The sequence below is a fragment of the Streptomyces sp. WAC03905 genome, assembly GCF_057371075.1.
In genome coordinates, this window is record NZ_JBXYDZ010000003.1 from 5,697,817 (window position 1) to 5,724,734 (window position 26,918).

General features: G+C 72.3%; 20 protein-coding genes and 1 pseudogene. 11 read left to right on the forward strand and 10 right to left on the reverse strand.

Annotated elements, in window-relative coordinates; genetic code table 11:
* Window positions 1–498 precede the first annotated feature (498 nt).
* Window positions 499–3,645 (reverse strand): isoleucine--tRNA ligase, encoded by a 3,147-nt coding sequence (ileS, locus tag AC2RP6_RS28265; RefSeq protein WP_486448731.1) that lies wholly within the window; start codon window positions 3,643–3,645, stop codon window positions 499–501.
* Between the two features lie 588 nt (window positions 3,646–4,233).
* Between ileS and AC2RP6_RS28270 the strand changes: the two genes are divergently transcribed.
* The 6 genes from AC2RP6_RS28270 (at window position 4,234) to AC2RP6_RS28295 (ending at window position 9,737) form a co-directional block, all read left to right on the forward strand.
* A complete protein-coding gene (locus tag AC2RP6_RS28270; RefSeq protein WP_486448732.1) occupies window positions 4,234–5,049 on the forward strand; it encodes a TraR/DksA family transcriptional regulator in 816 nt (271 codons plus the stop codon).
* Between the two features lie 98 nt (window positions 5,050–5,147).
* Window positions 5,148–5,708: a signal peptidase II gene (gene lspA, locus AC2RP6_RS28275; RefSeq protein WP_356813203.1), complete on the forward strand. Its 561-nt coding sequence runs from the start codon at window positions 5,148–5,150 to the stop codon at window positions 5,706–5,708.
* Window positions 5,709–5,761: 53 nt separating this feature from the next.
* Window positions 5,762–6,703 (forward strand): RluA family pseudouridine synthase, encoded by a 942-nt coding sequence (locus AC2RP6_RS28280; protein WP_387127653.1) that lies wholly within the window; start codon window positions 5,762–5,764, stop codon window positions 6,701–6,703.
* Window positions 6,700–7,167: a GNAT family N-acetyltransferase gene (locus AC2RP6_RS28285; protein WP_486448733.1), complete on the forward strand. Its 468-nt coding sequence runs from the start codon at window positions 6,700–6,702 to the stop codon at window positions 7,165–7,167. Before AC2RP6_RS28280 ends, AC2RP6_RS28285 begins: the two co-directional genes overlap by 4 nt.
* Window positions 7,168–7,333: 166 nt before the next feature.
* The gene (locus tag AC2RP6_RS28290; RefSeq protein ID WP_486448734.1) at window positions 7,334–8,926 is read left to right on the forward strand and encodes a Na+/H+ antiporter; all 1,593 of its coding nucleotides are present in this window, start codon (window positions 7,334–7,336) and stop codon (window positions 8,924–8,926) included.
* A 241-nt stretch (window positions 8,927–9,167) separates the two neighbouring features.
* Window positions 9,168–9,737: a dienelactone hydrolase family protein gene (locus tag AC2RP6_RS28295; protein WP_486448735.1), complete on the forward strand. Its 570-nt coding sequence runs from the start codon at window positions 9,168–9,170 to the stop codon at window positions 9,735–9,737.
* Window positions 9,738–9,796: 59 nt separating this feature from the next.
* On the opposite strand, the gene AC2RP6_RS28300 is transcribed toward AC2RP6_RS28295, so the two are convergent.
* From AC2RP6_RS28300 to AC2RP6_RS28320, 5 genes are all read right to left on the reverse strand, one after another.
* Window positions 9,797–10,744, reverse strand: coding sequence for a zinc metalloprotease (locus AC2RP6_RS28300; RefSeq protein ID WP_486450475.1), 948 nt, complete (start codon window positions 10,742–10,744; stop codon window positions 9,797–9,799).
* A gap of 233 nt (window positions 10,745–10,977) precedes the next feature.
* Window positions 10,978–12,639: an alkaline phosphatase D family protein gene (locus AC2RP6_RS28305; RefSeq protein ID WP_486448736.1), complete on the reverse strand. Its 1,662-nt coding sequence runs from the start codon at window positions 12,637–12,639 to the stop codon at window positions 10,978–10,980.
* Between the two features lie 130 nt (window positions 12,640–12,769).
* The gene (locus tag AC2RP6_RS28310; RefSeq protein ID WP_486448737.1) at window positions 12,770–13,564 is read right to left on the reverse strand and encodes a DsbA family protein; all 795 of its coding nucleotides are present in this window, start codon (window positions 13,562–13,564) and stop codon (window positions 12,770–12,772) included.
* A gap of 47 nt (window positions 13,565–13,611) precedes the next feature.
* Window positions 13,612–14,310 carry a hypothetical protein gene (locus AC2RP6_RS28315; protein ID WP_486448738.1) on the reverse strand — a complete coding sequence of 233 codons (699 nt, stop codon included), beginning with the start codon at window positions 14,308–14,310 and terminating at the stop codon, window positions 13,612–13,614.
* Window positions 14,311–14,366: 56 nt separating this feature from the next.
* Entirely contained in the window at window positions 14,367–15,692 is a 1,326-nt protein-coding gene (locus AC2RP6_RS28320) for a DUF2252 domain-containing protein (protein ID WP_486448739.1), read from the reverse strand.
* Between the two features lie 172 nt (window positions 15,693–15,864).
* Between AC2RP6_RS28320 and dnaE the strand changes: the two genes are divergently transcribed.
* The gene (dnaE, locus tag AC2RP6_RS28325; RefSeq protein ID WP_486448740.1) at window positions 15,865–19,407 is read left to right on the forward strand and encodes a DNA polymerase III subunit alpha; all 3,543 of its coding nucleotides are present in this window, start codon (window positions 15,865–15,867) and stop codon (window positions 19,405–19,407) included.
* A gap of 126 nt (window positions 19,408–19,533) precedes the next feature.
* Here the strand turns inward: dnaE and AC2RP6_RS28330 are convergent, their stop codons facing one another.
* On the reverse strand, window positions 19,534–19,692 hold the full coding sequence (locus AC2RP6_RS28330; RefSeq protein ID WP_486448741.1) for a hypothetical protein: 159 nt from the start codon (window positions 19,690–19,692) through the stop codon (window positions 19,534–19,536).
* 225 nt (window positions 19,693–19,917) lie between these two features.
* Here AC2RP6_RS28330 and AC2RP6_RS28335 point away from each other — a divergent pair, with 225 nt between their 5' ends.
* Genes AC2RP6_RS28335 through AC2RP6_RS28350 form a run of 4 tightly spaced genes read left to right on the forward strand, consistent with a single transcriptional unit; the run spans window position 19,918 to window position 23,912 of the window.
* Window positions 19,918–21,231 (forward strand): NYN domain-containing protein, encoded by a 1,314-nt coding sequence (locus tag AC2RP6_RS28335; RefSeq protein WP_486448742.1) that lies wholly within the window; start codon window positions 19,918–19,920, stop codon window positions 21,229–21,231.
* A 28-nt stretch (window positions 21,232–21,259) separates the two neighbouring features.
* Entirely contained in the window at window positions 21,260–22,297 is a 1,038-nt protein-coding gene (locus AC2RP6_RS28340) for an ABC transporter ATP-binding protein (protein ID WP_486448743.1), read from the forward strand.
* 20 nt (window positions 22,298–22,317) lie between these two features.
* Window positions 22,318–23,181: an ABC transporter permease gene (locus AC2RP6_RS28345; RefSeq protein ID WP_486450476.1), complete on the forward strand. Its 864-nt coding sequence runs from the start codon at window positions 22,318–22,320 to the stop codon at window positions 23,179–23,181.
* Between the two features lie 47 nt (window positions 23,182–23,228).
* On the forward strand, window positions 23,229–23,912 hold the full coding sequence (locus tag AC2RP6_RS28350; protein WP_486448744.1) for a hypothetical protein: 684 nt from the start codon (window positions 23,229–23,231) through the stop codon (window positions 23,910–23,912).
* Between the two features lie 87 nt (window positions 23,913–23,999).
* Here AC2RP6_RS28350 and ybaK read toward each other — a convergent pair whose 3' ends face one another.
* From ybaK to AC2RP6_RS28365, 3 genes and pseudogenes are all read right to left on the reverse strand, one after another.
* The gene (gene ybaK, locus AC2RP6_RS28355) at window positions 24,000–24,494 is read right to left on the reverse strand and encodes a Cys-tRNA(Pro) deacylase (protein WP_486448745.1); all 495 of its coding nucleotides are present in this window, start codon (window positions 24,492–24,494) and stop codon (window positions 24,000–24,002) included.
* A 32-nt stretch (window positions 24,495–24,526) separates the two neighbouring features.
* Window positions 24,527–25,265, reverse strand: a pseudogene (locus tag AC2RP6_RS28360) (LON peptidase substrate-binding domain-containing protein).
* A 34-nt stretch (window positions 25,266–25,299) separates the two neighbouring features.
* On the reverse strand, window positions 25,300–26,898 hold the full coding sequence (locus AC2RP6_RS28365) for an oxidoreductase (protein WP_486448746.1): 1,599 nt from the start codon (window positions 26,896–26,898) through the stop codon (window positions 25,300–25,302).
* Window positions 26,899–26,918: the final 20 nt, after the last annotated feature.

The window sequence follows — 26,918 nt, forward strand, 5'->3', positions numbered from 1 at the left end:
GGGGGCACCGGGCCCGGCCCGTTCCCGTGCCCGGGGGTGCGGGCGGGTGGCCGCGCCTCAATCGCCGGCGGGGCTGGGTCTGGCCCGCCTGGGCGGGAGCGTGTCCTGGTGGTGGCTTCGGGTGGGGTGGTGCCCCTCCGGGGGCTCTCCTCGGCTCGGCGCGTGCGGGCGTGTCCCGGCTGTGCCCGGTGGTCGCGCCTCGTCCTGCGGGGAGCCCCGGAGTGTCCCCACCCCACGGCCCCGGTGTGCGGCCGGTGGGGGTGTGGGGACGGTGGGGGGTGTCCCCGCAGGACGAGCGCGCACCACCGGGCACAGCCGGTGACCCCGAGAACCGCGCGAGCCGAGGAGACACCCCCCGGCGGCCCCGCATCCCCACCCCCGCCCGGCCGGAGCCGGACCCAGCCCCGCCGGCGATTGAGGCGCGGCCACCGGGGCGGACCCGGGGACGCGAATGGCCCGCCCCCCCCGGGAGGGGAAGGGCGGGCCGGTTCGGGCGGGTTACGCCTTGCGGAGGCGGAAGGTCAGGGACAGGGACTCGTCCGTGAAGGGGTCGCCGTAGGCGGCGTCGGCCTCGCCGGACGCGAAGTCCGTGGCGAGCACCTCGTCCGCGATGAGGCCCGCGTGGTCCGTCAGGGCCGTCACGACCTCCGGGTCCGCGGAGGACCACCGCAGGGCGATCCGGTCGGCGACGTCCAGACCGGAGTTCTTCCGGGCCTCCTGGATCAGGCGGATCGCGTCACGGGCCAGGCCCGCCAGCCGCAGCTCCGGGGTGATCTCCAGGTCCAGGGCGACCGTCGCGCCCGAGTCGGACGCCACCGACCAGCCCTCGCGCGGGGTCTCCGTGATGATGACCTCCTCGGGGGTGAGGGTGACCGGCTCGCCGTTCACCTCCACCGACGCCTCGCCGGAGCGGAGCGCCAGGGACAGGGCGGCGGCGTCGGCCGCGGCCACCGCCTTCGCGACGTCCTGGACGCCCTTGCCGAAGCGCTTGCCCAGCGCGCGGAAGTTGGCCTTCGCCGTGGTGTCCACCAGGGACCCGCCCACCTCCGAGAGCGAGGCCAGGGAGGAGACGTTCAGCTCCTCCGTGATCTGGGCCTGGAGCTCCGGGGAGAGCGCGTCGAAGCCCACCGCGCCGACCAGGGCCCGGGAGAGCGGCTGGCGGGTCTTGACGCCCGACTCGGCGCGCGTGGCACGGCCCAGCTCCACCAGGCGGCGGACCAGCTGCATCTGCTGGGACAGGGTCGGGTCGATCGCCGAGGTGTCGGCCGTCGGCCACGTCGAGAGGTGCACCGACTCCGGGGCGTCCGGGGTGACCGGGACCACCATGTCCTGCCAGACCCGCTCCGTGATGAAGGGGGTCAGCGGGGCGAGCAGCCGGGTGACGGTCTCGACCACGTCGTGCAGGGTGCGCAGCGCGGCCGCGTCGCCCTGCCAGAAGCGGCGGCGCGAGCGGCGGACGTACCAGTTGGACAGGTCGTCCACGAAGGCGGAGAGGAGCTTGCCGGCCCGCTGGGTGTCGTAGGACTCCATCGCCTCGGTGACCTCGGCGACCAGGGCGTGCAGCTCCGACAGGAGCCAGCGGTCCAGCACCGTGCGGTCGGCCGGGGCCGGGTCGGCCGCGGACGGGGCCCAGTTCGACGTACGGGCGTACAGCGCCTGGAAGGCGACCGTGTTCCAGTACGTGAGGAGGGTCTTGCGGACGACCTCCTGGATCGTGCCGTGACCCACGCGGCGGGCCGCCCACGGGGAGCCGCCGGCCGCCATGAACCAGCGGACCGCGTCCGCGCCGTGCTGGTCCATGAGCGGGATCGGCTGGAGGATGTTGCCCAGGTGCTTGGACATCTTGCGGCCGTCCTCGGCGAGGATGTGACCCAGGCAGACCACGTTCTCGTAGGACGACTTGTCGAAGACGAGGGTGCCGACCGCCATCAGCGTGTAGAACCAGCCGCGCGTCTGGTCGATGGCCTCCGAGATGAACTGCGCCGGGTAGCGCTTCTCGAAGATCTCCTTGTTCTTGTACGGGTAGCCCCACTGCGCGAACGGCATCGAGCCCGAGTCGTACCAGGCGTCGATGACCTCCGGCACGCGGACCGCTTCGAGGGAGCAGCCCTCGTGCGTGCAGGTGAAGGTGACGTCGTCGATGTACGGGCGGTGCGGGTCCAGGTCCGAGTGGTCCTGGCCGGACAGCTCGCCCAGCTCGGCGCGGGAGCCGACGCAGGTGAGGTGGTTCTCCTCGCAGCGCCAGATCGGCAGCGGGGTGCCCCAGTAGCGGTTGCGGGAGAGCGCCCAGTCGATGTTGTTGTTCAGCCAGTCGCCGAAGCGGCCCTGCTTGACGGAGTCCGGGAACCAGTTGGTCTTCTCGTTCTCCCGCAGCATCGCGTCCTTGACGGCGGTGGTGCGGATGTACCAGGACGGCTGCGCGTAGTAGAGCAGGGCCGTGTGGCAGCGCCAGCAGTGCGGGTAGCTGTGCTCGTAGGCGATGTGCTTGAAGAGCCGGCCGCGCGCGTCGAGGTCGGCGGTCAGCTTCTCGTCGGCCTTCTTGAAGAACACGCCGCCCACCAGCGGCACCTCCTCCTCGAAGGTGCCGTCGGGGCGGACCGGGTTCACGACGGGCAGGCCGTACGCGCGGCAGACCGCGAGGTCGTCGGCGCCGAAGGCGGGGGACTGGTGGACGAGACCGGTGCCGTCCTCGGTCGTGACGTACTCGGCGTTCACGACGTAGTGGGCGGGCTCGGGGAACTCGACCAGCTCGAAGGGGCGCTCGTACGTCCAGCGCTCCATCTCCTTGCCGGTGAAGGACTCGCCGGTGGCCTCCCAGCCCTCGCCGAGCGCCTTCTCCAGCAGCGGCTGGGCGACGACCAGCTTCTCCTCGCCGTTCGTGGCGACGACGTACGGGACCTCCGGGTGGGCCGCGACCGCCGTGTTGGACACCAGGGTCCACGGGGTGGTCGTCCAGACCAGCAGCGCGGCCTCGCCCGCGAGCGGGCCGGAGGTCAGCGGGAAGCGGACGTAGACCGAGGGGTCGACGACGGTCTCGTAGCCCTGGGCCAGCTCGTGGTCGGACAGGCCGGTGCCGCAGCGCGGGCACCAGGGGGCGACGCGGTGGTCCTGGGTCAGCAGACCCTTGTTGAAGATCTCCTTCAGCGACCACCACACGGACTCGACGTACTCGGGGTCCATGGTCCGGTAGGCGTCGTCCAGGTCGACCCAGTAGCCCATGCGGGTCGTGAGCTCGGCGAACGCGTCGGTGTGCCGGGTCACGGACTCGCGGCACTTGGCGTTGAACTCGGCGATGCCGTACGCCTCGATGTCCTGCTTGCCGTTGAAGCCCAGCTCCTTCTCGACGGCGAGCTCGACGGGCAGGCCGTGGCAGTCCCAGCCGGCCTTGCGGGCCACGTGGTAGCCGCGCATGGTGCGGAAGCGGGGGAAGACGTCCTTGAAGACGCGGGCCTCGATGTGGTGCGCGCCGGGCATGCCGTTCGCGGTGGGCGGGCCCTCGTAGAAGACCCACTCGGGGCGGCCCTCGGACTGCTCCAGGGTCTTGGCGAAGGTCTTGCTCTCGCGCCAGAAGTCGAGGACCGCGTGCTCGAGGGCAGGCAGGTCGACCTGGGCGGGTACCGGGCGGTACTGCGGCGGTGTGGTCATGAGGCTGAACTCTTCCTCCGGCGGGGTGTCACTTCCGTCCGGAGGGACGAGAGCCGACTGCTGCTCCCGCGGTACCACCCTCCTTGGCCGCCGGACGGATCCGGTGGCCCCCTCATTGGGGTGCGAAGCCGGTTCTACTCGCCCTGCGGGGGACCCGCGGCTTTCTTCCGACGGCTCAGGGGTGATCCTTCACGTCGCGCTCGCCCCCGGGCTCTCACCGTCCCCGGGTCGCTCCTGGCTGCGTCCGACGCTACTCGTCCCCGTCCATGCCTTTCGCTGGGCCCAGTGTACGGGCCGGGAGGGCACCCGGCGGACCGGTTTACGGGGGCGCGTGCGGCTCCCCCCGGCCACGGCGTGGCGGGGCCGCGGCCGGGGGGAGCCGGCGGACCGGGAGTGACCCGAACGGGCCATCGGCGCCGCTCGGGGACCGGGTGGGGCGGGAGGGGCGGATTACCGGGCCTCCGGATGGGCACAACGGATGCAGGTTGACCTCGACGGATGCGTGCCCCGTTGCCGCGGGGGCGGAGCCGATTTATCGTTCCGGCACGATTCGCGAGCAATATCACGGTATGTGAAGGGGCCGCGGCCATGGTGGCGAAGAAGACAGCGGTCTCCGGGGACCCGGCTCCCGCCGAGAAGGCGACGCCGGCCCGCAAGGCGGCCGCCAAGAAGGCTCCGGCGAAGAAGGCTCCGGCGAAAAAGGCGGCGGCGAAGGCGGCGGCGAAGGCGGCTCCGGCGACCAAGGCTCCGGCGACCAAGGCTTCGGCGAAGGCGAAGAAGACGGCCGCGGCGGACACGACGGCCCCGGCCGCGAAGAAGACGACCGCCGCCGGGAAGCGGACGGCTGCGGCCAAGAAGGCCGGAGCCGAGGGGGCGGCGCACGCCGCGAAGGAGACGGGAGTGCGGAACGTGGTTGCCAAGAAGAGCACCGGTGCGGCGAGGAAGACGGCTGCGGCCGCCACCAGCGGCCTGCCCAGGACCGGGGTCACGGCGGCGGCCGCGGCCCCCGGCGAACTCGCCGTACGCCCCGGGGAGGACCCGTGGACGCCCAAGGAGGTCGAGGAGGCCCGGGCGGAGCTGGGGTCCGAGGTGCTGCGGCTGCGCGCCGAGCTGGACGCCTCCGAGGTGGCCATCTCGGGCCTGATGCGGGACTCCGGTGACGGCGCCGGCGACGACCAGGCCGACACGGGCACCAAGAACATCACGCGCGAGTCGGAGCTGGCACTCGCTGCCAACGCCAGCTCGATGCTGGAGCAGACCGAGCGGGCCTTGGAGCGGCTGGAGGCGGGCACGTACGGGCTCTGCGAGAACTGCGGGCAGCCCATCGGCAAGGCCAGGATGCAGGCCTTCCCCCGGGCCACGCTGTGCGTGGACTGCAAGCAGAAGCAGGAACGGCGGCACTAGGCGGCACCGGGCGGCACTAGGGGGTGTCCGGGGCCTGACGTACCCTCGTCTGGTCAGGGTCCAGGAGAAGCCTGGGTCGGCTAGTTCGAGGGACTCACGTGGCAGAGGCGGAGCGCATCATCGGTACGCCGGAGGTCGGGGACGACGCCCAGCCGGAGTCGGCCGCGCCCAAGGGGCGTCGGCGGATCGCGGCACTGCTCGTCGTGGCGGTACTCGCCTACCTGCTGGACCTCGGCACCAAGATGCTGGTCGTGGCGAAGCTGGAGCACCAGCCGCCGATCGAGATCATCGGTGACCTGCTGAAGTTCGAGGCCGTCCGCAACCCGGGCGCCGCCTTCGGGTTCGGCGAGGCGTTCACGATCATCTTCACCGCCATCGCGGCGGCCGTCATCGTGGTGATCGTGCGCCTGGCCCGCAAGCTCTACAGCCTGCCGTGGGCCATCGCCCTGGGCCTCCTGCTGGGCGGTGCGCTGGGCAACCTGACCGACCGGATCTTCCGTTCGCCGGGCGTGTTCCGCGGGGCGGTCGTCGACTTCATCGCGCCGGCCCACTTCGCCGTCTTCAACATCGCCGACTCGGCGATCGTGTGCGGCGGCATCCTCATCGTCCTGCTGTCGTTCAAGGGCCTGGACCCGGACGGCACCGTCCACAAGGACTGACCGCGGGAGCGATCGAGGGACGGCCCGTCCGCCCCGTCCGGCATACTCGACGGGTGAGTACGATTCCCGAGATCCGCACCCTGCCCGTTCCCGATGGCCTCGAAGGCGAGCGCGTCGACGCCGCCATCGCCCGTATGTTCGGTTTCTCCCGGACCAAGGCGGCCGAGCTCGCGGCCGAGGGGAAGGTGTCGGTCGACGGCAGCGTCGTCGGGAAGTCCGAGCGCGTCCACGGCGGTGCCTGGCTCGAAGTCGAGATGCCCGCACCCCCGCGGCCCGTCGAGGTCGTGGCCGAGCCGGTCCCGGGCATGGAGATCGTCCACGACGACGACGACATCGTGGTCATCATGAAGCCCGTGGGCGTCGCCGCCCACCCGAGCCCCGGCTGGACCGGCACCACCGTCATCGGTGGTCTCGCCGCCGCGGGCTACCGCATCTCCACCTCCGGCGCGTCCGAGCGCCAGGGCATCGTGCACCGCCTCGACGTCGGCACGTCCGGCCTGATGGCCGTCGCCAAGTCCGAGCGCGCCTACACCTCCCTGAAGAACCAGTTCCGCGAGCGCGTCGTCGACAAGCGCTACCACGCCCTCGTGCAGGGCCACCCCGACCCGATGAGCGGCACCATCGACGCGCCGATCGGCCGTCACCCGAGCGCGGACTACAAGTGGGCGGTGACCCAGGACGGCAAGCCGTCCGTCACCCACTACGACCTGATCGAGGCCTTCCGCGCCGCCTCGCTGCTGGACATCAAGCTGGAGACGGGGCGTACGCACCAGATCCGCGTGCACATGTCCGCGCACCGCCACCCGTGCGTCGGCGACCTGACCTACGGCGCCGACCCGACCGTCGCGAAGCGGCTCGGGCTCACCCGGCAGTGGCTGCACGCGGTCCGGCTGGGCTTCGAGCACCCGGCGGACGGCCAGTGGGTGGAGTTCGAGAGCACCTACCCGGCGGACCTCCAGCACGCCCTCGACGTGATCCGGGCCGAGAGCGAGTGACCTCCCCCGTCGAGGTCCGGGTCGCCGTCTCGGAGGAGGACCTGAAGGCCTGCTTCGCGGTGCGGTCCGAGGTCTTCGTGGTCGAGCAGTCGGTCCCGGAGTCCGTCGAGTACGACGCGTACGACGCGGACGCGGTGCACGTCCTGGCCGTGGACGCCGACGGGAACCCGCTGGGAACGGGCCGCCTGCTGCACGGGCCGGCGGCCCTCGGCAAGACCGGCGCCCCGGGGGTCGGCTCGCTGGGACGGCTCGCCGTCGCCCGGTCCGCGCGCGGACTGGGCGTGGGAAGGCTGCTGGTCCGCGCGATCGAGGCGGAGGCCGTCCGGCTGGGTCTGACCGCCGTCGACCTCGGGGCGCAGACCCACGCGCTGGGCTTCTACGAGCGGCTCGGGTACGTGGCCCACGGCCCCGAGTTCCAGGACGCGGGCATCCCCCACCGCGCGATGCGCCGCCCCTTGCCGTAGCCCTGCGGCCCTGCTCCCGGGGACCGCCTCGAAGGCCGGCGAAGCCGAAGGACCGGGGCTCCGCCCCGGGGTCCGGGGCGCCGTCCGGGGTTCGGGCCGGGGCCCGACACGCGGGCCCCGGTACACACCGCCCCGGCCAGGCGCAGCGGCCTGGCAGGGTGGGGGAGTGGATCAGCTCGCTCTGCTCTTCGTACTCCTCCTCGGGGCCGTGGTCATGGTGCCGCTCGGGGACCGGCTGGGGCTGCCCGCGCCGGTCCTGATGACCCTCGGCGGGGCGGTCCTCGCCCTGGTGCCGGCCGTGCCGGAGGTCGAGGTCCCGCCCGAATACATCCTGCCGCTGGTGCTGCCGCCGCTGCTGTACGCCTCCGTGCAGCGGACCTCGTGGCGGCAGTTCGCCGCCAACGTCCGGCCCATCCTGCTGCTGGCCGTGGCTCTGGTGTTCGTCACGACCGCCGCCGTGGCCGCCGTCGCCCACTCCGTGGTGCCCGCGCTGCCGCTCGCCGCCGCCGTCGCGCTCGGCGCGCTCGTGGCCCCGCCCGACCCGGTCGCCGCCACCGCCGTCGCCGGTTCGCTCGGGCTGCCCCGCCGCATGGTGTCGATCCTGGAGGGCGAGGGGCTCTTCAACGACGTGACGGCCATCGTGCTCTACCACGTGGCGATCGCCGCGGCCGTCAGCGGCAGCTTCTCCTGGCCCGACGCGCTCGGCGAGTTCGTGCTGTCGGCGGTCGTCGCCGTGGTCGTCGGCCTGGCCCTCGGCTGGACCACGCACCGGCTGATGGGACGGCTCGGCGACGCCACCCTCCAGATCGGCCTGACGCTGCTGGTGCCGTTCGTGTCGTACGTCCTCGCCGAGGAACTCCACGGGTCCGGGGTGCTGGCCGTGCTGACCACTGCCCTGTTCCTCGCCGAGTACGCCTCCGACGCCGACGACGTGCTGGGGCGCCTGGCCGGGCACACCTTCTGGGAGGTCGTGGACACGCTGGTCACCGGCGTGGCCTTCGGGCTGATCGGGCTGGAGCTGCACAACGTCTTCGGGACGGCCCAGGACCGGGAGTGGGAGATGGCCGGATGGGCGGCGGTGGTCGTCGCCGTGGTGGTCGGCGTGCGGCTGGCCTGGCTGCTGCCCGCCGGATGGCTCGCGAAGAAGCTGCACCAGCGGCGCGACTACGACGAGGAGATCCCGCTCAGCTGGCGGGAGAGCGTCGTGATGTGGTGGGCCGGGATGCGCGGGGTGGCCTCGGTGGCCCTGGCCCTGGCCATTCCCCTGAGGACGGACTCCGGCGAGCCCTTCCCCGCACGGGACGAGATCATCTTCATCGCGTTCGCGGTGATCATGGTGACCCTGGTGTGCCAGGGGCTGACCCTGCCGTGGCTGGTGCGGCGCCTGGGCGTGGAGGAGGACACCGACGCCCGGCGCGACGCCGAGCGGCAGCTGGCGATCCGCGCCGCCAAGGCCGCGAAGCGGCGGCTGAAGGAGATCGAGGCGACCGAGGAACTGCCGGAGGACCTGCTGGAGCAGCTGAGCCGGCGCGCGTACGACGTGGGGGCCAGGATCAGCCCCGACATGGTCGACGAGGAACGGCGCGAGGCGTACGCGCAGCGCGTGCAGCGGCTCCACGACGTCCAGCGGATCCAGCGGGAGATGATGTCGGCCGCCCGCCACGAGGTGCTGGCCGCCCGCAGCGAGCCCGGCTCCGACCCGGAGGTCGTCGACCGGGTGCTGCGCCACCTCGACGTACGCAGCCTGCGCGCGCCCTGAGGCGTTTCCGAGCCAGGTGATCAGCCGCTCGCGGACCGCGCAGCGCAGGGTCCAGAGGTCGCAGGCCTCGTCGGCGGTGACCACGCCGCAGATCCGGACCGTGTGCGGACCGTGTGCGGTGTGGTGCCGAGGACGCCCGCCGGGGCCGGCACCGACGCGCCGACCGCACGCATCGGCGGGAAGGTCAGCAGCATCGCCGCCGTGGCGTCCGGGGACCCGGGAGGGCTGGCACGATGGAGGCATGAACATCATGCTCTTCCACTCGACGTACGGGCTGCGGCCCGCGGTGCACGCGGCGGCCGACCGGCTGCGCGCGGCCGGTCACCAGGTCCAGGTGCCGGACCTCTTCGAGGGGCGCACCTTCGACACCGTCGAGGAGGGCATGGCCCACCGGGACGAGATCGGTCGTGACGAACTGCTGAAGCGGGCGGTGCTGGCCGCGGCCCCGCACTCCGACCGGGGGCTGGTCTACGCGGGCTTCTCCTTCGGCGGTTCCCTCGCCCAGCACCTGGCGCTGGCCGACGAGAAGGCGCGCGGGCTGCTCCTGCTGCACGGGACGGCGGACCTGGAGGACGGCGCCTCGGTGGACGAGCTCCCGGTGCAGCTGCACATCGCGGACCCGGACCCCTTCGAGCCGCACGACTGGCTGACGGCCTGGTACCTGCGGATGCAGCGGGCCGGTGCGGACGTCGAGGTCCACAGCTACCCGGGTGCCGGGCACCTGTTCACCGACCCGGACCTCGACGACTACGACGCCGAGGCCGCGGAGCAGGCCTGGAAGACCGCGATCGGCTTCCTCGACAGCCTCTAGGGACACGGGGGAGGGCCCGGCCCGGCGGACGCCGGACCGGGCCCTCCCCGTCGCGGGGGTCAGCCCGCGCGGTACGCGGTCCAGCTGCTGCTCATGCGGGCCACCTGGCCGGCCGTGAACTGGTACATGCAGGAGTCGTACGTGTAGTCCATGAAGTTGCGGATCGGGTCCGCGCCCGGCTTGCTCGCGCAGCTGTCGCGCCCGGTCGGGCACTCGTACGCGGCGCTCTTCTCGGCCGGGGTGTCGGAGACGTAGTCGCCGTTGCCGTTACAGCCGCCCTGGAAGGTGTGGTACAGCCCCAGCCAGTGGCCGACCTCGTGGGTGGCGGTGTCGCCCTCGTTGTAGTTGGCGGAGGAGCCGCCGGGCAGCGAGCTGTCCAGCACGACCACGCCGTCCATCTTGGGGCTGGAGGCGTAGGAGGTCGGGAAGGTCGCCCAGCCGAGCAGGCCGCCGGAGAGCTTGGCGGTGTAGAAGTTGAGCGCGCCCGGCCCGCCCTTGCGCAGGGTGTTCTTCATGTCCTTCTCGGCCTGGGAGCCGGAGGCCAGGTTGTACCAGGACGCGTTGTCCGTGTAGTCGGTCGACGCCAGCGTGAACTGGAAGTTGGTGTTGACGTTGCCGGTGCCCTGGCCGCCGTAGGCGGCGTTGAGGACCGCGAGCTGCTTGCTGACGTCGGTGGCCGTGAGCTTGCCGGCCGCGCCGGAGTGCACGACGTGGAAGTACACGGGGATGTTCACGACGGCCTCGGCGGCGGCGAGGCTGCGCTGCGGCTGGTTCTTGAGGGCCTTGTCCAGCTTCGACTTGAGGTCGGCGTCCATGGCCTTGGCCTGCGCGTCGGTGAGCTCGTTCGGCTCGTCCGCGTGCTCGTCGTGGGCGCGGGTCACGCGGGCGTTGGCGGGGGCGGCGGCCTGGTCGGCGCACGCCTCGGCGGGGGTCTTGGCGGCCGCGAGCGTGGTGGGGGCAGCAAGCGGGGTGAAAGCAAGGGTTCCGGCCAGAACCGCCGTGCCCATCAGGCGGCGGCGGAGAAGGGGGGATATGCGGGCGTTCGCGCGCACGTGTGCTCCTCGCGGGTGGGGGGTGGTGGGGGGTGGTGGCCCGAAGATCTTCTTCGGCTGGCGCGAAGCTTATGTGTGCATGACATATTCAGGTCAAGGGTCGTACGTAAAAGATTTGTTGCCGAGTGCGCACAGGGGGCGCCTGGTATGTCCCGGGCGCCCCATGTCGCAACAGATTTGACCGTCGGTCAGCGGACGGGCTGGTGCACCCGCTCCACCTTCTGGGTCCCGTTCAGGGTCCGGTAGGAGCGGGACCAGGCGGACGTGGCACCGGGCCGGCGCTTGTCGGAAATGACGTAGTAGTCCATCTGCGACCGCTCCGGCGTCACGTCCAGCACGCCGTAGCCGTGCGCGTCCATGTCGAGCCACTTCACGTGCCAGTTGGCGGCCTTGATGGCCGTCTCGGCGACCAGGGAGACGGTGTCCGGCAGTACGTGCAGGATGTCGTCGAGGTTGTCGGAGGTCACCGAGGTGACGACGAACTCGGTCGCCGCCGTGCCCGATCCGGGGTAGGTGGCCATGTTGACCGGGACCTCGTTCGCCCAGGCCATGTGGATGTCGCCGGTCAGGAACACCGTGTTCTTGACGTTGCGGTCCTTCAGGTGGCCCAGCAGCTCCTTGCGGTCGTCCGTGTACCCGTCCCACTGGTCCACGTTGATGGCGATGCCGCCCTCGGGCAGGCCGAGCAGCTTGGTGAGCGGCCCCAGCAGGTGCGCGGGCAGTGAGCCGAAGGCCACCGGCGAGATCATCACCGAGGTGCCGACCAGCTTCCAGGTCGCGTTGGAGTTCGCGAGGCCGGACTTGAGCCAGTCCAGCTGGGCGCGCCCGGTGATCGTGCGTTCCGGGTCGTCCACCGTCCCGCTGCCCACCTTGGTCTGCTGCGAGCGGAAGGAGCGCAGGTCCAGCAGGTGGAGGTCGGCGAGCGTGCCGAAGCGCAGCCTGCGGTAGACGGTGCCGGCGGTGGAGGTCCGTACCGGCATCCACTCGAAGTACGCCTGCTTGGCGGCCTCGGCGCGGGCCGCCCAGTCGCCTTCGGCGCCCGGGGTGTGGTTCTCGGCGCCGCCGGACCACATGTCGTTCGCGAACTCGTGGTCGTCCCAGATCGCGATGACGGGGTGCGCGTGGTGCAGGGCCTGGAGGTCGGCGTCCGTCTTGTACTTGCCGTGCCGGGTGCGGTAGTCGGCCAGCGAGACGATCTCGTGCTCCGGCTCGTGCCGGCGCACGGTGTACTTGGCCTCAGGGTAGCCCCCGGACTGGTACTCGTAGATGTAGTCGCCCAGGTGCAGGACCGCGTGCAGGTCCGTACGGGCGGCCAGGTGGCGGTAGGCCGAGAACCAGCCGGACTCCCAGTTGGCGCAGGAGACCACGCCGAAGCGCACCGACGGGGTCGTCACGTCGTGGCCGGGGGTGGTCAGCGTGCGCCCGACGGGGGAGACGGCCGAGCCCGCGGTGAAGCGGTACCAGTAGGGCGTCTGCGGCTGGAGCCCGCGCACGTCCACCTTGACCGTGTGGTCGGTGGCGGCGCCGGCGGTGACGGTCCCCCCGGCGACGACCCGGGAGAAGGCCTGGTCCGAGGACACCTCCCAGCCCACCTGGACGGACGGGCCGAGGCCGGAACCGGGGACGGCCTCGGGGGTGGGGGTGACGCGGGTCCACAGCAGCACGCCGTCGGGCAGCGGATCGCCCGAGGCGACGCCGTGGAGGAAGGCGGGTGCGGTGCCCGCCGCATGGGCTGTTCCGGAGCCCAGCGAGGCGAGGGGGGCCAGCGTGGCCGTGGCCGCCGCGGCGAGAACGACCGTGCGGCGCCGGGGCGTTGCCGCGGCCTGGGAAGGGGTGAGATGACTGGTCACGGCCGGTCATATTACCGACGGGTACACGCCGGGGAACAGACGTCGGAATGCAACGGGCGGGCGAACTCTGGGAGTTCGCCCGCCCGTCGGTGCGGCCGGTCCGGAAGGGTGTTTCCCGGAATGCCCGGGATCAGCCCTGCAGGGCCTTGTCGATCGCCGCCGTGAACTGCTCCGCCGTCTGCGGGGTGTCGATCTTCTTGCCGTCCATCTTCAGGGTCGGCGTACCCTTCACGCCGGACTTGTCGAAGACCTTCGACATCTCCAGCGCCCACCGGTCGTACGTGCCGTCCTCGACGGCCTTCCTGAACTCGGCGTTGCCCTTGAGCGCCGGGACCGTGTCCGCGACCTTCAGCAGGTAGTCGTCCTTCGCGAAGCTGTCGTCGGTCTCCTCGGGGTGCTGCTCCTTGGAGTACAGCGCGCCCTTGTACTCCAGGAAGGCCTCCGGGCTGACGTTCAGCGCGGCGCCCAGCGCGCTCAGCGCGTTCTTCGAGCCCTCGCCCTTGACGGCGTTGTCGATGAAGGTGGCGCCGACGTACTGGAGCTTGTACTTGCCCGCGTCGACGTCCTTCTTGATCTGCTCGCCGGCCGCCTGCTCGAAAGCGGCGCAGGCCGGGCAGCGCGAGTCCTCGTACAGCTCCAGGGTCTTCTTCGCGTCGGCCTTGCCGACGACGACCGTGGTGCCGTCCTCGCCCTCGGTGTTCTTCGGCTTGACCAGGGTGGCCTCGGCGGCCTTCTCCCACTGGTCGGGCTCGTTGGCCTTCATCACCCCGTACGTGATGACGCCCGCCAGCCCCAGCGCGGCGACGACACCGACGCCGACTATGACCTGCCGGCGGAGCCTGTCCTTCTTGGCCTGCGCCTCGCGCTCGGCCCGCAGCCGCTCGCGGGCCGCCGCCTTGTTCGCCTGGCTGTTGCGTGAACTCATGATGATCTCCGTGATGTGTGACGTGGGAAGGGACTGCCGTACGTGCGTCAGGCGCGCGCGAGCGCACCGAGCACGAGTACGGGAGGCCCCCGCCGTCCCACGGAGTGTGCGGGGAAGCGGGTACGGGCCCCGGCGCCCGCCCGGACCGGCCGCAGCGCCCGCCGCGCCGGCCCGCAGGCCACCGCGGCGACGGCCGCGGCGGCCAGCCGCAGCGGCCGGAACGCGAAGGCCGCCACCGCCCGCAGCAGCCGGCCCAGCGCCCGCTCGCCGTGACGCAGCCAGGCGGCGGCGAGCAGCCCCACCGCGACGTGGCCGCCGAGCAGCAGCCACGGCGTGTACGGCCCCGGTGCGGCCAGCAGCGCCGCCGCGTCGGCGGCGGGACCGGTGACCTCGGTCAGCGGCCCGCCCACCGGGGTGCCCCCGCACAGCTCCTCCAGGCCCATGGCGCGCAGCGGCCCCGCGACGGGACCCCCGGCCGGGCCGTAGCAGAGGTGCTGACCGGCGGTGAAGACGGTGTCGGCGGCCAGCTCCAGCGGTACGAGGAGCCCCGCGATGGGGCCGAAGCCCCGCTCGCGGCCCGCGAGGGCGTAGGCGATCACGAACACGCCCGCGAAGGCCCCGGCCACCAGCGCGGGCGGCAGCGGGACGCGGGACATCAGGACGTGCGAGCCGGACGAGAGCAGCACGACGAGCGCGCTGAACAGCGCGGCCCGCAGCCCTCTGAGTCCCGTCCCGGAAAAATCCATCCTCGCGAGTGTGCCACGAGTTCCTGTGGGGGCCGGGTCAGGGGGCACCCGGCCGATCAGGAGGTGAGGCGCCCGTTGCGGAACAGGTCCACGAAGATCTGGTGGTCGGCGCGCGCCCGGGCCCCGTACGCGTGCGCGAAGTCCACCAGCAGCTCCGCGAAGCCCTCCTCGTCCGCCGCGATCGCCGCGTCGATGGCCCGCTCGGTGGAGAACGGCACCAGGGACTGCCCGCTCTCCGCCTCGTCCGCCGACGCGTGCATGGTCGCCGTGGCGCGGCCGAGGTCGGCGACGACCGCCGCGATCTCCTCCGGGTCGTCCAGGTCCGACCAGTCCAGGTCCACCGCGTACGGGGAGACCTCCGCGACGAGCTGGCCCGCCCCGTCCAGCTCGGTCCAGCCCAGCCACGGGTCGGCGTGCGCCTGGAGCGCCCGCTGCGAGATCACCGTGCGGTGCCCCTCGTGCCGGAAGTACTCCCGCACCGCCCGGTCCGTGATGTGCCGGGACGCCGCCGGGGTCTGCGCCTGCTTGAGGTAGATCACGACGTCGTTCTCCAGGGCGTCGCTGTGCCCCTCCAGCAGGATGTTGTAGGAGGGCAGGCCCGCGGAGCCGATGCCGACGCCCCGGCGGCCCACCACGTCCTTGACCCGGTAGGAATCGGGCCGCACCAGCGATTCGTCGGGCAGCGTCTCCAGATACCCGTCGAAGGCGGCCAGCACCTTGTAGCGGGTCGCCGCGTCCAGCTCGACGGAGCCCCCGCCGGAGGCGAAGCGGCGCTCGTAGTCCCGTATCTCCGTCATCGAGTCCAGCAGCGAGAACCGGGTGCGCGAGCGGGCCGAGCGCAGCGCGCCCAGCAGGGGGCCCTCGGCGGTGTCCAGGGTGAAGGAGGGGACCTCCTCGTACTTGGCGCCGGCCGCCAGCCGGTGGATCCGCTCCCGGTAGGCGCCCGCGTAGATCCGCACCAGCTCGCTTATCTGGTCGTCACTGAGCGCCTTGGTGTAGCCGATCAGCGCGACGGACGCGGCGAAGCGCTTGAGGTCCCAGGTGAAGGGGCCGACGTAGGCCTCGTCGAAGTCGTTGACGTTGAAGACCAGCCGGCCGTTGGCATCCATGTACGTGCCGAAGTTCTCGGCGTGGAGATCGCCGTGGATCCACACCCGGCCGGTCCGCTCGTCCAGGTACGGGCCGCCGTGCCGGTCCCGCTCCAGGTCGGAGTAGAAGAGGCAGGCCGTGCCCCGGTAGAAGGCGAAGGCCGAGGCCGCCATCTTGCGGAACTTGACCTGGAAGGCAGCGGGGTCGGCGGCGAGCAGTTCACCGAAAGCGGTGTCGAACACGTCGAGGATCTCCTCGGCGCGCTGCTCGTCGTTCGTCTCGGGGACCGCCATGGCGGGTTCCTCCTGGTGCACGGGGTGGTACGGGCTCTGCCGGACTGGACGCCGGACCTGCGCCCCTGGTTCTGCAACGCCCGACCGTACCCCTGCGTGCCCGTGATCTGTCACCCGTGGGACGTAGGATTCGAAGCTGCCCCCCTCCCCCCGCCGCCAGGAGACCAGCGCCGTGACCAAGACGCCGTTCACGCACCTGCACGTCCACACCCAGTACTCGCTGCTGGACGGTGCCGCACGGCTGAAGGACATGTTCAACGCGTGCAACGAGATGGGCATGACGCACATCGCCATGTCCGACCACGGCAACCTGCACGGGGCCTACGACTTCTTCCACAGCGCCCAGAAGGCCGGGATCACGCCGATCATCGGCATCGAGGCGTACGTCGCCCCCGAATCCCGGCGCAACAAGCGCCGCATCCAGTGGGGCCAGCCCCACCAGAAGCGCGACGACGTCTCCGGCTCCGGCGGCTACACCCACAAGACGATCTGGGCGGCGAACGCCACCGGCCTGCACAACCTCTTCCGGCTGTCCTCCGACGCCTACGCCGAGGGCTGGCTCACGAAGTGGCCGCGCATGGACAAGGAGACCATCAGCAAGTGGTCCGAGGGCCTGATCGCCTCCACCGGCTGCCCCTCCGGCGAGCTGCAGACCCGGCTGCGCCTCGGCCAGTTCGACGAGGCCCTGAAGTCGGCCTCCGAATACCAGGACATCTTCGGCAAGGACCGCTACTTCCTGGAGCTGATGGACCACGGCATCGAGATCGAGCGCCGGGTCCGCGACGGACTGCTGGAGATCGGCAAGAAGCTCGGCATCCCGCCGCTGGTGACGAACGACTCGCACTACACCTACGCCAGCGAGGCCGGCGCCCACGATGCCCTGCTGTGCATCCAGACCGGCAAGAACCTCTCGGACCCCGACCGCTTCCGCTTCGACGGCTCCGGCTACTACCTGAAGTCGACCGACGAGATGTACGCCATCGACTCCTCGGACGCCTGGCAGGAGGGCTGCGCCAACACCAAGCTGGTCGCGGACCAGATCGACACCGAGGGCATGTTCAAGTTCCGGAACCTGATGCCGAAGTTCGACATCCCGGAGGGCTACACCGAGGTCACCTGGTTCCGCGAGGAGACCATGCGCGGCATGCACCGCCGCTTCCCCGGGGGCATCCCCGAGGACCGTATGAAGCAGGTCGAGTACGAGATGGACACGATCATCTCGATGGGCTTCCCGGGCTACTTCCTCGTCGTCGCCGACTTCATCATGTGGGCCAAGAACCAGGGCATCGCGGTCGGCCCCGGCCGAGGCTCCGCGGCCGGGTCGATCGTCGCCTACGCCATGGGCATCACCGACCTCGACCCGATCCCGCACGGCCTGATCTTCGAGCGCTTCCTCAACCCCGAGCGCGTCTCCATGCCCGACGTCGACATCGACTTCGACGAGCGCAGGCGCGTCGAGGTGATCCGGTACGTCACCGAGAAGTACGGCCAGGACAAGGTCGCCATGATCGGCACCTACGGCACCATCAAGGCCAAGAACGCGATCAAGGACTCCGCCCGCGTCCTGGGCTACCCGTACGCCATGGGCGACCGCCTCACCAAGGCCATGCCCGCCGACGTCCTCGGCAAGGGCATCCCGCTCTCCGGCATCCTCGACCCCTCGCACCCCCGCTACAGCGAGGCCGGCGAGATCCGCAGCATGTACGAGAACGAACCCGACGTGAAGAAGGTCATCGACACCGCCCGCGGCGTGGAGGGCCTGGTCCGCCAGATGGGCGTGCACGCCGCCGGCGTGATCATGTCCAGCGAGACGATCACCGACCACGTGCCCGTCTGGGTGCGGCACACCGACGGCGTCACCATCACTCAGTGGGACTACCCGAGCTGCGAGTCGCTCGGCCTGCTGAAGATGGACTTCCTCGGCCTGCGCAACCTCACGATCATGGACGACGCCGTCAAGATGGTGAAGGCCAACAAGGGGATCGACATCGACCTCCTGGCCCTCCCGCTCGACGACCCCAAGACCTTCGAACTGCTCGGCCGCGGCGACACCCTCGGCGTCTTCCAGTTCGACGGCGGCCCCATGCGCTCCCTGCTGCGCCTGATGAAGCCCGACAACTTCGAAGACATCTCCGCCGTGTCGGCCCTGTACCGCCCGGGCCCGATGGGCATGAACTCCCACACGAACTACGCCCTGCGCAAGAACAAGCAGCAGGAGATCACCCCGATCCACCCCGAGCTGGAGAAGCCGCTCGAAGAGGTGCTCGCAGTCACCTACGGCCTGATCGTCTACCAGGAGCAGGTCCAGAAGGCCGCCCAGATCATCGCCGGCTACTCGCTCGGCGAGGCCGACATCCTGCGCCGCGTCATGGGCAAGAAGAAGCCCGAAGAACTCGCGAAGAACTTCACGATCTTCCAGGAGGGCGCGCGCAAGAACGGCTACAGCGACGAGGCCATCCAGAAGCTCTGGGACGTCCTGGTCCCCTTCGCCGGCTACGCCTTCAACAAGGCCCACTCGGCCGCCTACGGGCTGGTGTCCTACTGGACCGCCTACCTCAAGGCAAACTACCCGGCCGAGTACATGGCCGGCCTGCTCACCTCGGTCAAGGACGACAAGGACAAGTCCGCGATCTACCTGAACGAGTGCCGCCGCATGGGCATCAAGGTGCTCCCGCCGAACGTCAACGAGTCCGAGTCGAACTTCGCCGCCCAGGGCGACGACGTGATCCTCTTCGGCCTCACCGCCGTCCGCAACGTCGGCCAGAACGTCGTCGACTCGATCATCAAGACCAGGAAGGCCAAGGGCAAGTACTCCTCCTTCCCCGACTTCCTGGACAAGGTCGAGGCCGTCGTCTGCAACAAGCGGACCATCGAATCGCTGATCAAGGCCGGCGCCTACGACGAGATGGGCCACACCCGCAAGGGCCTGGTCGCCCACCACGAGTCGATGATCGACAACGTGGTCGCGGTCAAGCGCAAGGAGGCCGAGGGACAGTTCGACCTCTTCGGCGGAATGGGTGACGAGAGCGCCGGGGACGAGCCGGGCTTCGGCCTCGACGTGGAGTTCTCCGACGTCGAGTGGGAGAAGTCCTACCTGCTCGCCCAGGAGCGCGAAATGCTCGGCCTGTACGTCTCCGACCACCCGCTCTTCGGCCTGGAGCACGTCCTCTCCGACAAGACCGACGCCGGCATCTCCCAGCTCACCGGCGGCGAGCACTCCGACGGCGCCGTCGTCACCATCGGCGGCATCATCTCCGGCCTCCAGCGCAAGATGACCAAGCAGGGCAACGCCTGGGCCATCGCCACCGTCGAGGACCTGGCCGGCTCCATCGAGTGCATGTTCTTCCCCGCCACCTACCAGCTCGTCTCCACCCAGCTGGTCGAGGACACCGTCGTCTTCGTCAAGGGCCGCCTCGACAAGCGCGAGGACGTCCCCCGCCTGGTCGCCATGGAGATGATGGTCCCCGACCTCTCCTCCGCCGGCACCAACGCACCCGTGGTCCTCACCATCCCCACCGTCAAGGTCACCCCGCCGATGGTGACCCGTCTGGGGGAGATCCTGCGCCACCACAAGGGCAACACCGAGGTGCGCATCAAGCTCCAGGGACCGCGGACCACCACCGTGCTGCGCCTCGACCGGCACCGCGTCCAGCCCGACCCCGCCCTCTTCGGCGACCTCAAGGTCCTGCTCGGCCCGTCCTGCCTGGCCGGCTAGCCGCGAGCCGCCCGGCGCCGGAGGCGCCGCCGTACGCACGACAGGGCCCGCCCGGTACCGCCGGGCGGGCCCTGTCGGTCACGTCCGCTCGTCACCGGCCGGCGCGCGGGGCGCCGGCCGGGAGCGTCAGTTGTGGCCGAACTTCTTCTGCTTGCTCTTGTGGGCCAGGTCCATGGGACTCGGCGCCTGGGACTGCTCGTGGGACGACTCCGCTCGCGACGCGTCCCCGCCGCCCGCGCGGGTCTGCTGCTTCGCCGGCTGCTTCTGGTTCTTGTTCTTGGCCATGGTGGAGCCTCCGTGAGGGTCTAGGGGCCAGGACCGCCTTCACACTCACACAGCCCCAGAAACCGCGCATTTTGGATCATTACTGCGCGTAGCCGGGGCCCGCTGCCCGCCGCCGCGTGAGATCCGCCACGCCGATGATCGAGTTCCGGCCTTCAACACCCTTGGGGTCGGGCAGACTCGGGGAACCCCGGAAAACGAACGGGGACCCCAGGGCCAGGGAAGAGGGTGGAACGCGTGGACCGCTGCGTCGTCCTGGTGGACGCCGGCTACCTGCTGGGCGCCGCCGCCAGCCTTCTCGCCGGGGAGCCCTCCCGCTCCCGGATCACCGTCGATCATGCCGCCCTCATCCAGGGCCTGCGCGAGCGGGCCGAAGCCGACACCGAGCAGCCCCTCCTGCGCATCTACTGGTTCGACGGCGCCCCCGACCGGGTGCCCCAGCCCGAACACCGCAGGCTGCGCGTCATGTCCCGGGTCACCGTCCGCCTCGGCGCCCTGACCCGCAGCGACGGCCGATGGGCCCAGAAGGGCGTCGACGCCGCCATGCACGCCGAACTCACCGAGCTGGCCCGCAACCGCGCCTGCTCCGACGTGGTCCTCGTGACCGGCGACGGCGACCTGCTGCCCGGCCTGATGTCCGCCAAGGAACACGGCGTCGCCGTCCACCTGTGGGCCGTCCAGGCCGCCGACGGCGACTACAACCAGTCCGAGGACCTCGTCGCCGAGGCCGACGAACGCCGCGTCCTCGACCGCGCCTGGATCACCCGGGCCGTCCGCGCCAAGGACCTCGCCGGACTGTGCTCCCCGCCGCCCGTGCCCCGCCCCGACATCGCCGCCATCCTCTCGGCGCCGCTGCCCGAGGCCGCACTCGCCGAAGCCGCCCGCAACGGCGCCGCCGCCGCCGCGGACGACGACCGGGAGGGAGCCCCCGTACCGGCACCCACCAGCCCCGGCGGGAAGACCGTCCCCACGCCCAAGGACCTCGCCGGAGCCCTGCGCGCCCCCGGCAGCGGCCCGCACGGGAGCCCGCAGGCCGCCGCGAGCAGTGCCCCCGCGCCCGCCAGCGCCCTGCGCTGGTCCTCCGACCGGGGCTGGATCGACCGCGCCGGACCCCTCGGCGAACCCGCCGAGACCGCCTCCCTGCCCACCCTCGCCCAGCTCACCAGCGCCGAACAGCGCTGGGCCGACCGCGAGGAGGACATCACCACCGTCGGCGGCGACCCGTTCGAGGTGGGACAGGTGTTCGCCCGGCGCTGGATGGAACGCCTCCCGGAAACGGTGCACCTGCAGAAACTGGCCACCATGTACCCGCGCATCCCGCACCGCATCGACGGGGAGCTGCTGCGCTACGCCGCCCGCTTCGGCCTGCTCGCGCACAAGGACGACCAGATCGACGAGCACGACCGCTACGCCATCCGCGCCGGGTTCTGGAGGGAGATCGACGTCCGCGCCGCCGCCGAGCACGTCGCCGCGGTACCGGCCGCCGCGCCCGGAACCGCACCCGCCGACCTGCCCGGCCCGCTGACCCCGGCGGCCGAGTAGGGGCGGGAACCCCGTAGGCTGCTCCCTCGTGAGTACGGGCACAGCACAGGCGCAGGACAGCACGGCGGCGGCCGCGGGAGCGGCGTCGGACGTGGTCTGCACGGTGCGTGACCTGGTCAAGACGTACCCCGCGGTCCGCGGACGGCGCGGAGCCCCCGCCTTGCCCGAGACCCGCGCCAACGACGGCATCACCCTCGACGTCCGCCGCGGCGAGGTCTTCGGCCTGCTCGGCCCCAACGGCGCCGGCAAGTCCACCCTGGTCCGCCAGCTCACCGGCCTGATGCGGCCCGACGCGGGCAGCGTGACCCTCCTCGGCCACGACCTCGTACGCCACCCCGGACGCGCCGCCCGGCTGCTCGCCTACCTCGGGCAGGAGTCCACCGCCCTGGACGAACTCACGGTGGCCCTGGCCGCCGAGACCACCGGGCGGCTGCGCGGACTGGACCTGCGGGCGGCCCGCGCGGCGCGCGACGCCGTACTGGAGGAACTCGGGCTGACCGCGATCGCCGAGCGGCCCCTGAAGAAGCTTTCCGGCGGCCAGCGGCGCCTCGCCTGCTTCGCCACCGCACTGATGGGGGAGCGGCCGGTCCTGGTCCTCGACGAGCCCACCACCGGCATGGACCCCGTGGCCCGGCGGGCCGTGTGGGCCGCCGTGGACCGGCGCCGCGCCCGGCACGGCGCGACCGTCCTCCTCGTCACCCACAACGTCATCGAGGCCGAGACCGTCCTCGACCGGGTCGCCGTCATCGACCAGGGCAAGGTCATCGCCTGCGACACGCCGGCCGCGCTGAAGGCGACGGTCTCCGGCGAGGTACGACTGGACCTGGTGTGGCGCGAAAGCGCTCCGCTGGAGGTGCCGGAAGTCGCCCGGTTGCAGGAGCGGGCCGTCGAGTCCGGCCGCCGCTGGGTGCTCCGGCTGGCGCCCGACGAGGCACGCACGGCGGTCGCCTCGATCACCGGGGGCCCGGCCTTCGCCGCGCTCGACGACTTCACCCTGGCCACCCCCAGCCTGGAAGACGTGTACCTCGCCCTCGGCGGCAGGACGAAAGGGCTGGTGAAGTCGTGAGCGACCGCTCGACCGGGGCCGTGGGGGCCGCGCTCGCGCCCGACGCCGTCCCGAACGCCGCGCCGCAGCCGGCACCGGCCGGCGGCGCCGCGGGCCCAGCACCGGCACCCGCACCGGCGCACCAGCAGCCCGCGCCGCTGGCGCCCGGCGCGCGCTTCTTCCCCTCGCTGGCCGCCGTCTACCGGGCGCAGCTGTCCCGCGCCCGGGTCGCGCGGATACCGCTGCTGTTCGTGGCCACCTTCCAGTCCGTCGGCATCATGATCCTCATGCGGGGCGTCGTCGACGGGGGCTCCGAGGCCCGCGCCGTCGTCGCGGGCTCCTCGGTGCTCGTCGTCGCCTTCGTCGCGCTGAACCTGCTCGCCCAGTACTTCGGGCAGCTGCGGGCCGGCGGCGGACTCGACCACTACGCCACCCTGCCCGTCCCGCCCGCCTCGGTGGTGCTCGGCGCGGCCGCCGCGTACGCCTCCTTCACGCTGCCCGGAACCCTCGTCACCGCGGTCTTCGGATGCCTGCTCTTCGGCCTGCCCATGAGCGGCCTGTGGATCCTGGCCGCCGTCGTGCCGCTGGCCGGGGCTGCGCTGGCCGGGCTCGGCGCCGCGCTGGGACTCCTGGCCCCGCGACAGGAACTGGCCACGCTCGCGGGACAGCTCGGCATGTCGGCCGCACTGCTGCTGGGGGTGCTGCCGCCCGAGCGGATGCCGGCGCCCATCGTGTGGGCGCGGGACCTGCTGCCGTCCACGTACGGCGTCGAGGCCTTCGCCCGGACCTTCGCCCCGGATCCGGACTGGGCCGCCGTCACCGTCGACCTCGGCGTGTGCGCGGCCGTCGGGGTCGTCTCCCTGTCCGTCGCGACCTGGGCGTACCGGCGGGCGTCGGTGCGCTGACGCGGTCCGCCGACGCCGCGGCCCGCCACACCTGGCACGATGTGGGGGTGACCGAAGCCGTGACCCCGCAGTCCCCGTTCGACCCGCCGCCGTCGCCGCCCGAGAAGCCGGGTGGCACCGCCGCGGGCATCACCCCGGCGGACATCCGCGACGGGGCCGTCGTGGCCCTCGCGGTCGGGGTGGCCGGGCTGCTCCTCGGACTGCTGTGGGTGTGGCTGGCGCCGCGCGTGCAGTACGTCTCCAACGGCGAGGCGGTGTTCCTGCGCAACAGCGAGAGCGAGGCGCGGATCGCCGCCGACGGGACCTTCTTCCTGCTGTCGGTGGGGCTGGGCGTGCTCAGCGCCGTCGGCACGTTCCTGTGGCGCCGGGCCGGCGGGGTGCCGCTGGTGATCGGGCTCGCTCTCGGGTCCGGCTTCGCCGCCCTGGCGGGGTGGCGGTTCGGGCTGTGGCTCGCGTCGCCGAAGGACGTCGCCGCCGCGGCGGCCGCGGCGGGCAAGGGCGTGCCGTTCGACGCGCCGCTGGAGCTCATGGCGCACGGGGCGCTGCTCGTCTGGCCGATGACCGCCGTGCTGCTGCACCTGGGGTGCACCGCGCTGTGGACGCCGCGGGACCCGGAGCCGGATCCGCTGGCCGGGTGGAGCGGGTACTACCAGCCGGCGCCGCCGCCGGCCGAGCGGTCGCTGCCGCCGACCGACACCGGCCCGACCGCGTCGGAGGCCCCCCGCGCCTGACCCCTCCGGGGCGGTGGGCCGGCTGACCCCGCCGCTGCGCGGCCCCCCCGCCCCCGCCCCTTCTCCGTGTCCCGGGGCCGGAGCGGGCTACGGGCGGGCGATGGGGGCCAGGGTGGCTCCGGTGAGGGCGGCCAGGTCCGCGGGGGAGAGTTCGATCTCCAGGCCGCGGCGGCCCGCCGAGCAGCAGATCGTGGGGTGCGTCGTCGCCGACTCGTCGATCACCGTGCGCAGCCGCTTGCGCTGCCCCAGCGGGGAGATGCCGCCGCGGACGTAGCCCGTGGTGCGCTCCGCCAGGACCGGGTCGGCCATCGCCGCCCGCTTGCCGCCCACCGCCGTCGCCAGCGCCTTCAGGTCCAGCGACCCGGAGACCGGGACCACCGCCACCGTCAGGACGCCGTCCACGTCCGCCACCAGCGTCTTGAAGACCTGCGTCGGTGAGACGCCCATCGCCTCGGCGGCCTCCTCGCCGTACGAGGGATGCGCCGGGTCGTGCTCGTACGCGTGCGTGGTGAAGGCGACCCCCGCCGCCGTCAGCGCCACCACGGCCGGGGTCCCGGCCGCCTGCTTCGTCTTCTTCGCCATCGGTCCCCCGTCGGTCGCGTCGGTCGGTCGCGTCAGTTGGGGCTCGTCGGAGCCCGGGTCAGGTCCACCGCCGGCAGTGACGGCAGGTGGCGGATCACCGCCGTCTCCGTGCGCAGCAGCTTCAGCTCCTCCGCCAGCCGCGTCGCCGTGTCCGGCGCCTGCAGCAGCCGCTGCTTCGCCGGAATGTCCAGCACCGCCGCCGCGGCCACCAGGTAGGAGACCACCGAGGGCTCGTCGGGGAGCTCGGCGCCCGTCAGGGACCGCTCACGGGCCCCCGCCAGCCGCTTCTGGTAGCTGCGGAACGCCCGCAGCACACCCTCCGCGAGGACACCCGCGCCGTCGCCCGCGTCCTCCGGGAAGCTCCTCCAGCTCGGCCGTCAGGAAGGGCCCCGACGCGTCGACCGACAGCAGCCGCACCCGCGTCGTACCGGTCGCCAGGACCTCGAAGCTGCCGTCCTCCCGCTCCCGGATCGTCGCCGCCTCGGCGATGCAGCCGACCCGGTGGAACGCCTGGATCGGATCCGGACCGAAGCCCGCCGCCGGGCCCCGCTCGGGCAGCGCCGTCGGGTCCGGCAGGCCGGGCGCGGTCGGGGCGACCTCCCGGCCGTCGCGGATCGCGACGACCGCGAAACGGCGCGGCTCGTCCTCGCCCGCCTTCAGCAGCTCGCGCATCATGGCGCGATAACGCTCCTCGAAGACGTTCAGCGGGAGGACGAGTCCCGGGAACAGCACCGAGTTCAGCGGGAAGAGGGGCAGGCGAACGGTGGTCACGACGCACAGGGTAATCGTCCGCGGACGCGCCCCGTCACCCCCGCCGCAGCAGCCGGGAAGCCCCCGCCGCCACCGTCGTGGCCAGGATCCAGCCCATGACGACCAGGCCCGCCGCCCCCCACTGCCAGCCGCCCGCCAGTTTCCACTGCCCCTGCTGGCCGAGGTCGATCACCGGGAGCAGCAGGTCCAGGGCGTACAGCGGGGCACTCCACTCCGGATGCTCGTCCTGCTTGATCGCGGGCGGGTCGAGCTGCGAGAACAGCAGCGCCCCCGCCGCCCACAGCACCGCCATCCACAGCGCCGCCCGGCCCGGCCGGTACCCGTAGACCACCGTCCAGTCCTGCAGGTACCCCCACGCCTTCGGCCCCGGCGGCAGCGTGGCCCGGCGCCGCCGCTGCTTGGCCAGCAGCACCTCCCGGGCCTCCGCGTCCTCGCCGCAGGCCCGCAGCACGGCCGCCAGCCGCTCGTACGGTCCCGGCGAGTACTCCGGGGTGGCCGCCGCGAGCCAGGCCAGCCGGCGGGAGAGGGGGAAGTGGCCGCGCGGCGCGAGGTCCTCGTACTCGAAACCCTCGATGGACACCCGGCCCGTGCCCGGCCAGCTCGTGGAGGTGTCGACGAGCTTGACCACCTTGGCCCCGGACACCACCACCCGGCCGCGCTCCGGCCCTTCCCCGACGAAACGGAACTCCGGGGTCTGGATCCGCCGCAGGGATATCTCCTGCTCGTCCGTGAGCTCGAAGCGGGCGCCGTAGAAGTCGATGGCGTCCCCGAACCGGCCGTCGTCCAGTCGCAGCCCGCCCCGGCACTCGAACGGCTGCGCCCGCTGCCCCCGCGTCGGCGTCCGGCCCAGCCCGTACGGGGGAGTGGAGGAGCCCGACCCGCCGTGGCCGTAGTCCATGGCGATCGAGGTCAGGTACAGGGTCCGCTCCACGGTCAGCTGCGGCGCGTTCAGCGCGTGCCGCCCGGCCGGATTGCGCAGCCGGGCCCCGCGCAGGTTCATCGACACGCCGACCTTCGCGCCGCGCAGGCTCACCTCGCCGTACGTCTCCAGCAGCTCGGCCTGGAAGTCCTGCGCGACCGACATTCCGTCGGCGGCGATCGCCCGCCCCTTGTTGTCCCGCTGCACCACGGCCTGGCTGACCAGCAGATCGGTGCCGATCTGCGCGTCGGTCAGCCGGATCCCGCGCGCCACCCGGCAGCGCGGCAGGTGCAGATCGCCCTCGGTGTGCAGCCGGGCCGCCTCCAGCCGCGGGACGGCGCAGTTGACCAGGCGCAACGTGCCGAAGCGGGCCTCCGACAGCTGGATCTCGCTGTCGAAGCGGCAGGACTGCAGCTCCACGTACGGAGCGACGGTCCCACCGGACAGGTCCAGCCGCCCGGTGATCCGTACCCCGCGCAGCTTCAGCGAGGCCACCCGGCCGGGCACCGGCGGCGGCCCGTGGAGCAGCAGCAGCGCCACCACCCCGGCCCGGACGCTGCGCCCCGCCCCCCACGGGTGGTCCCCGTGCGGATCGTCCACGTCGGCGGCGCGGGCACTGAGGTCGCAGACGTTGCCCGTGCGGTAGGCGTCCCACATGCGGAGCTCGGAGGCGCTGAGATCCGCCGGATACCCCTCCGGGCCCACCTCGGTCACCGCGGTCCCCCTCCGCCGTC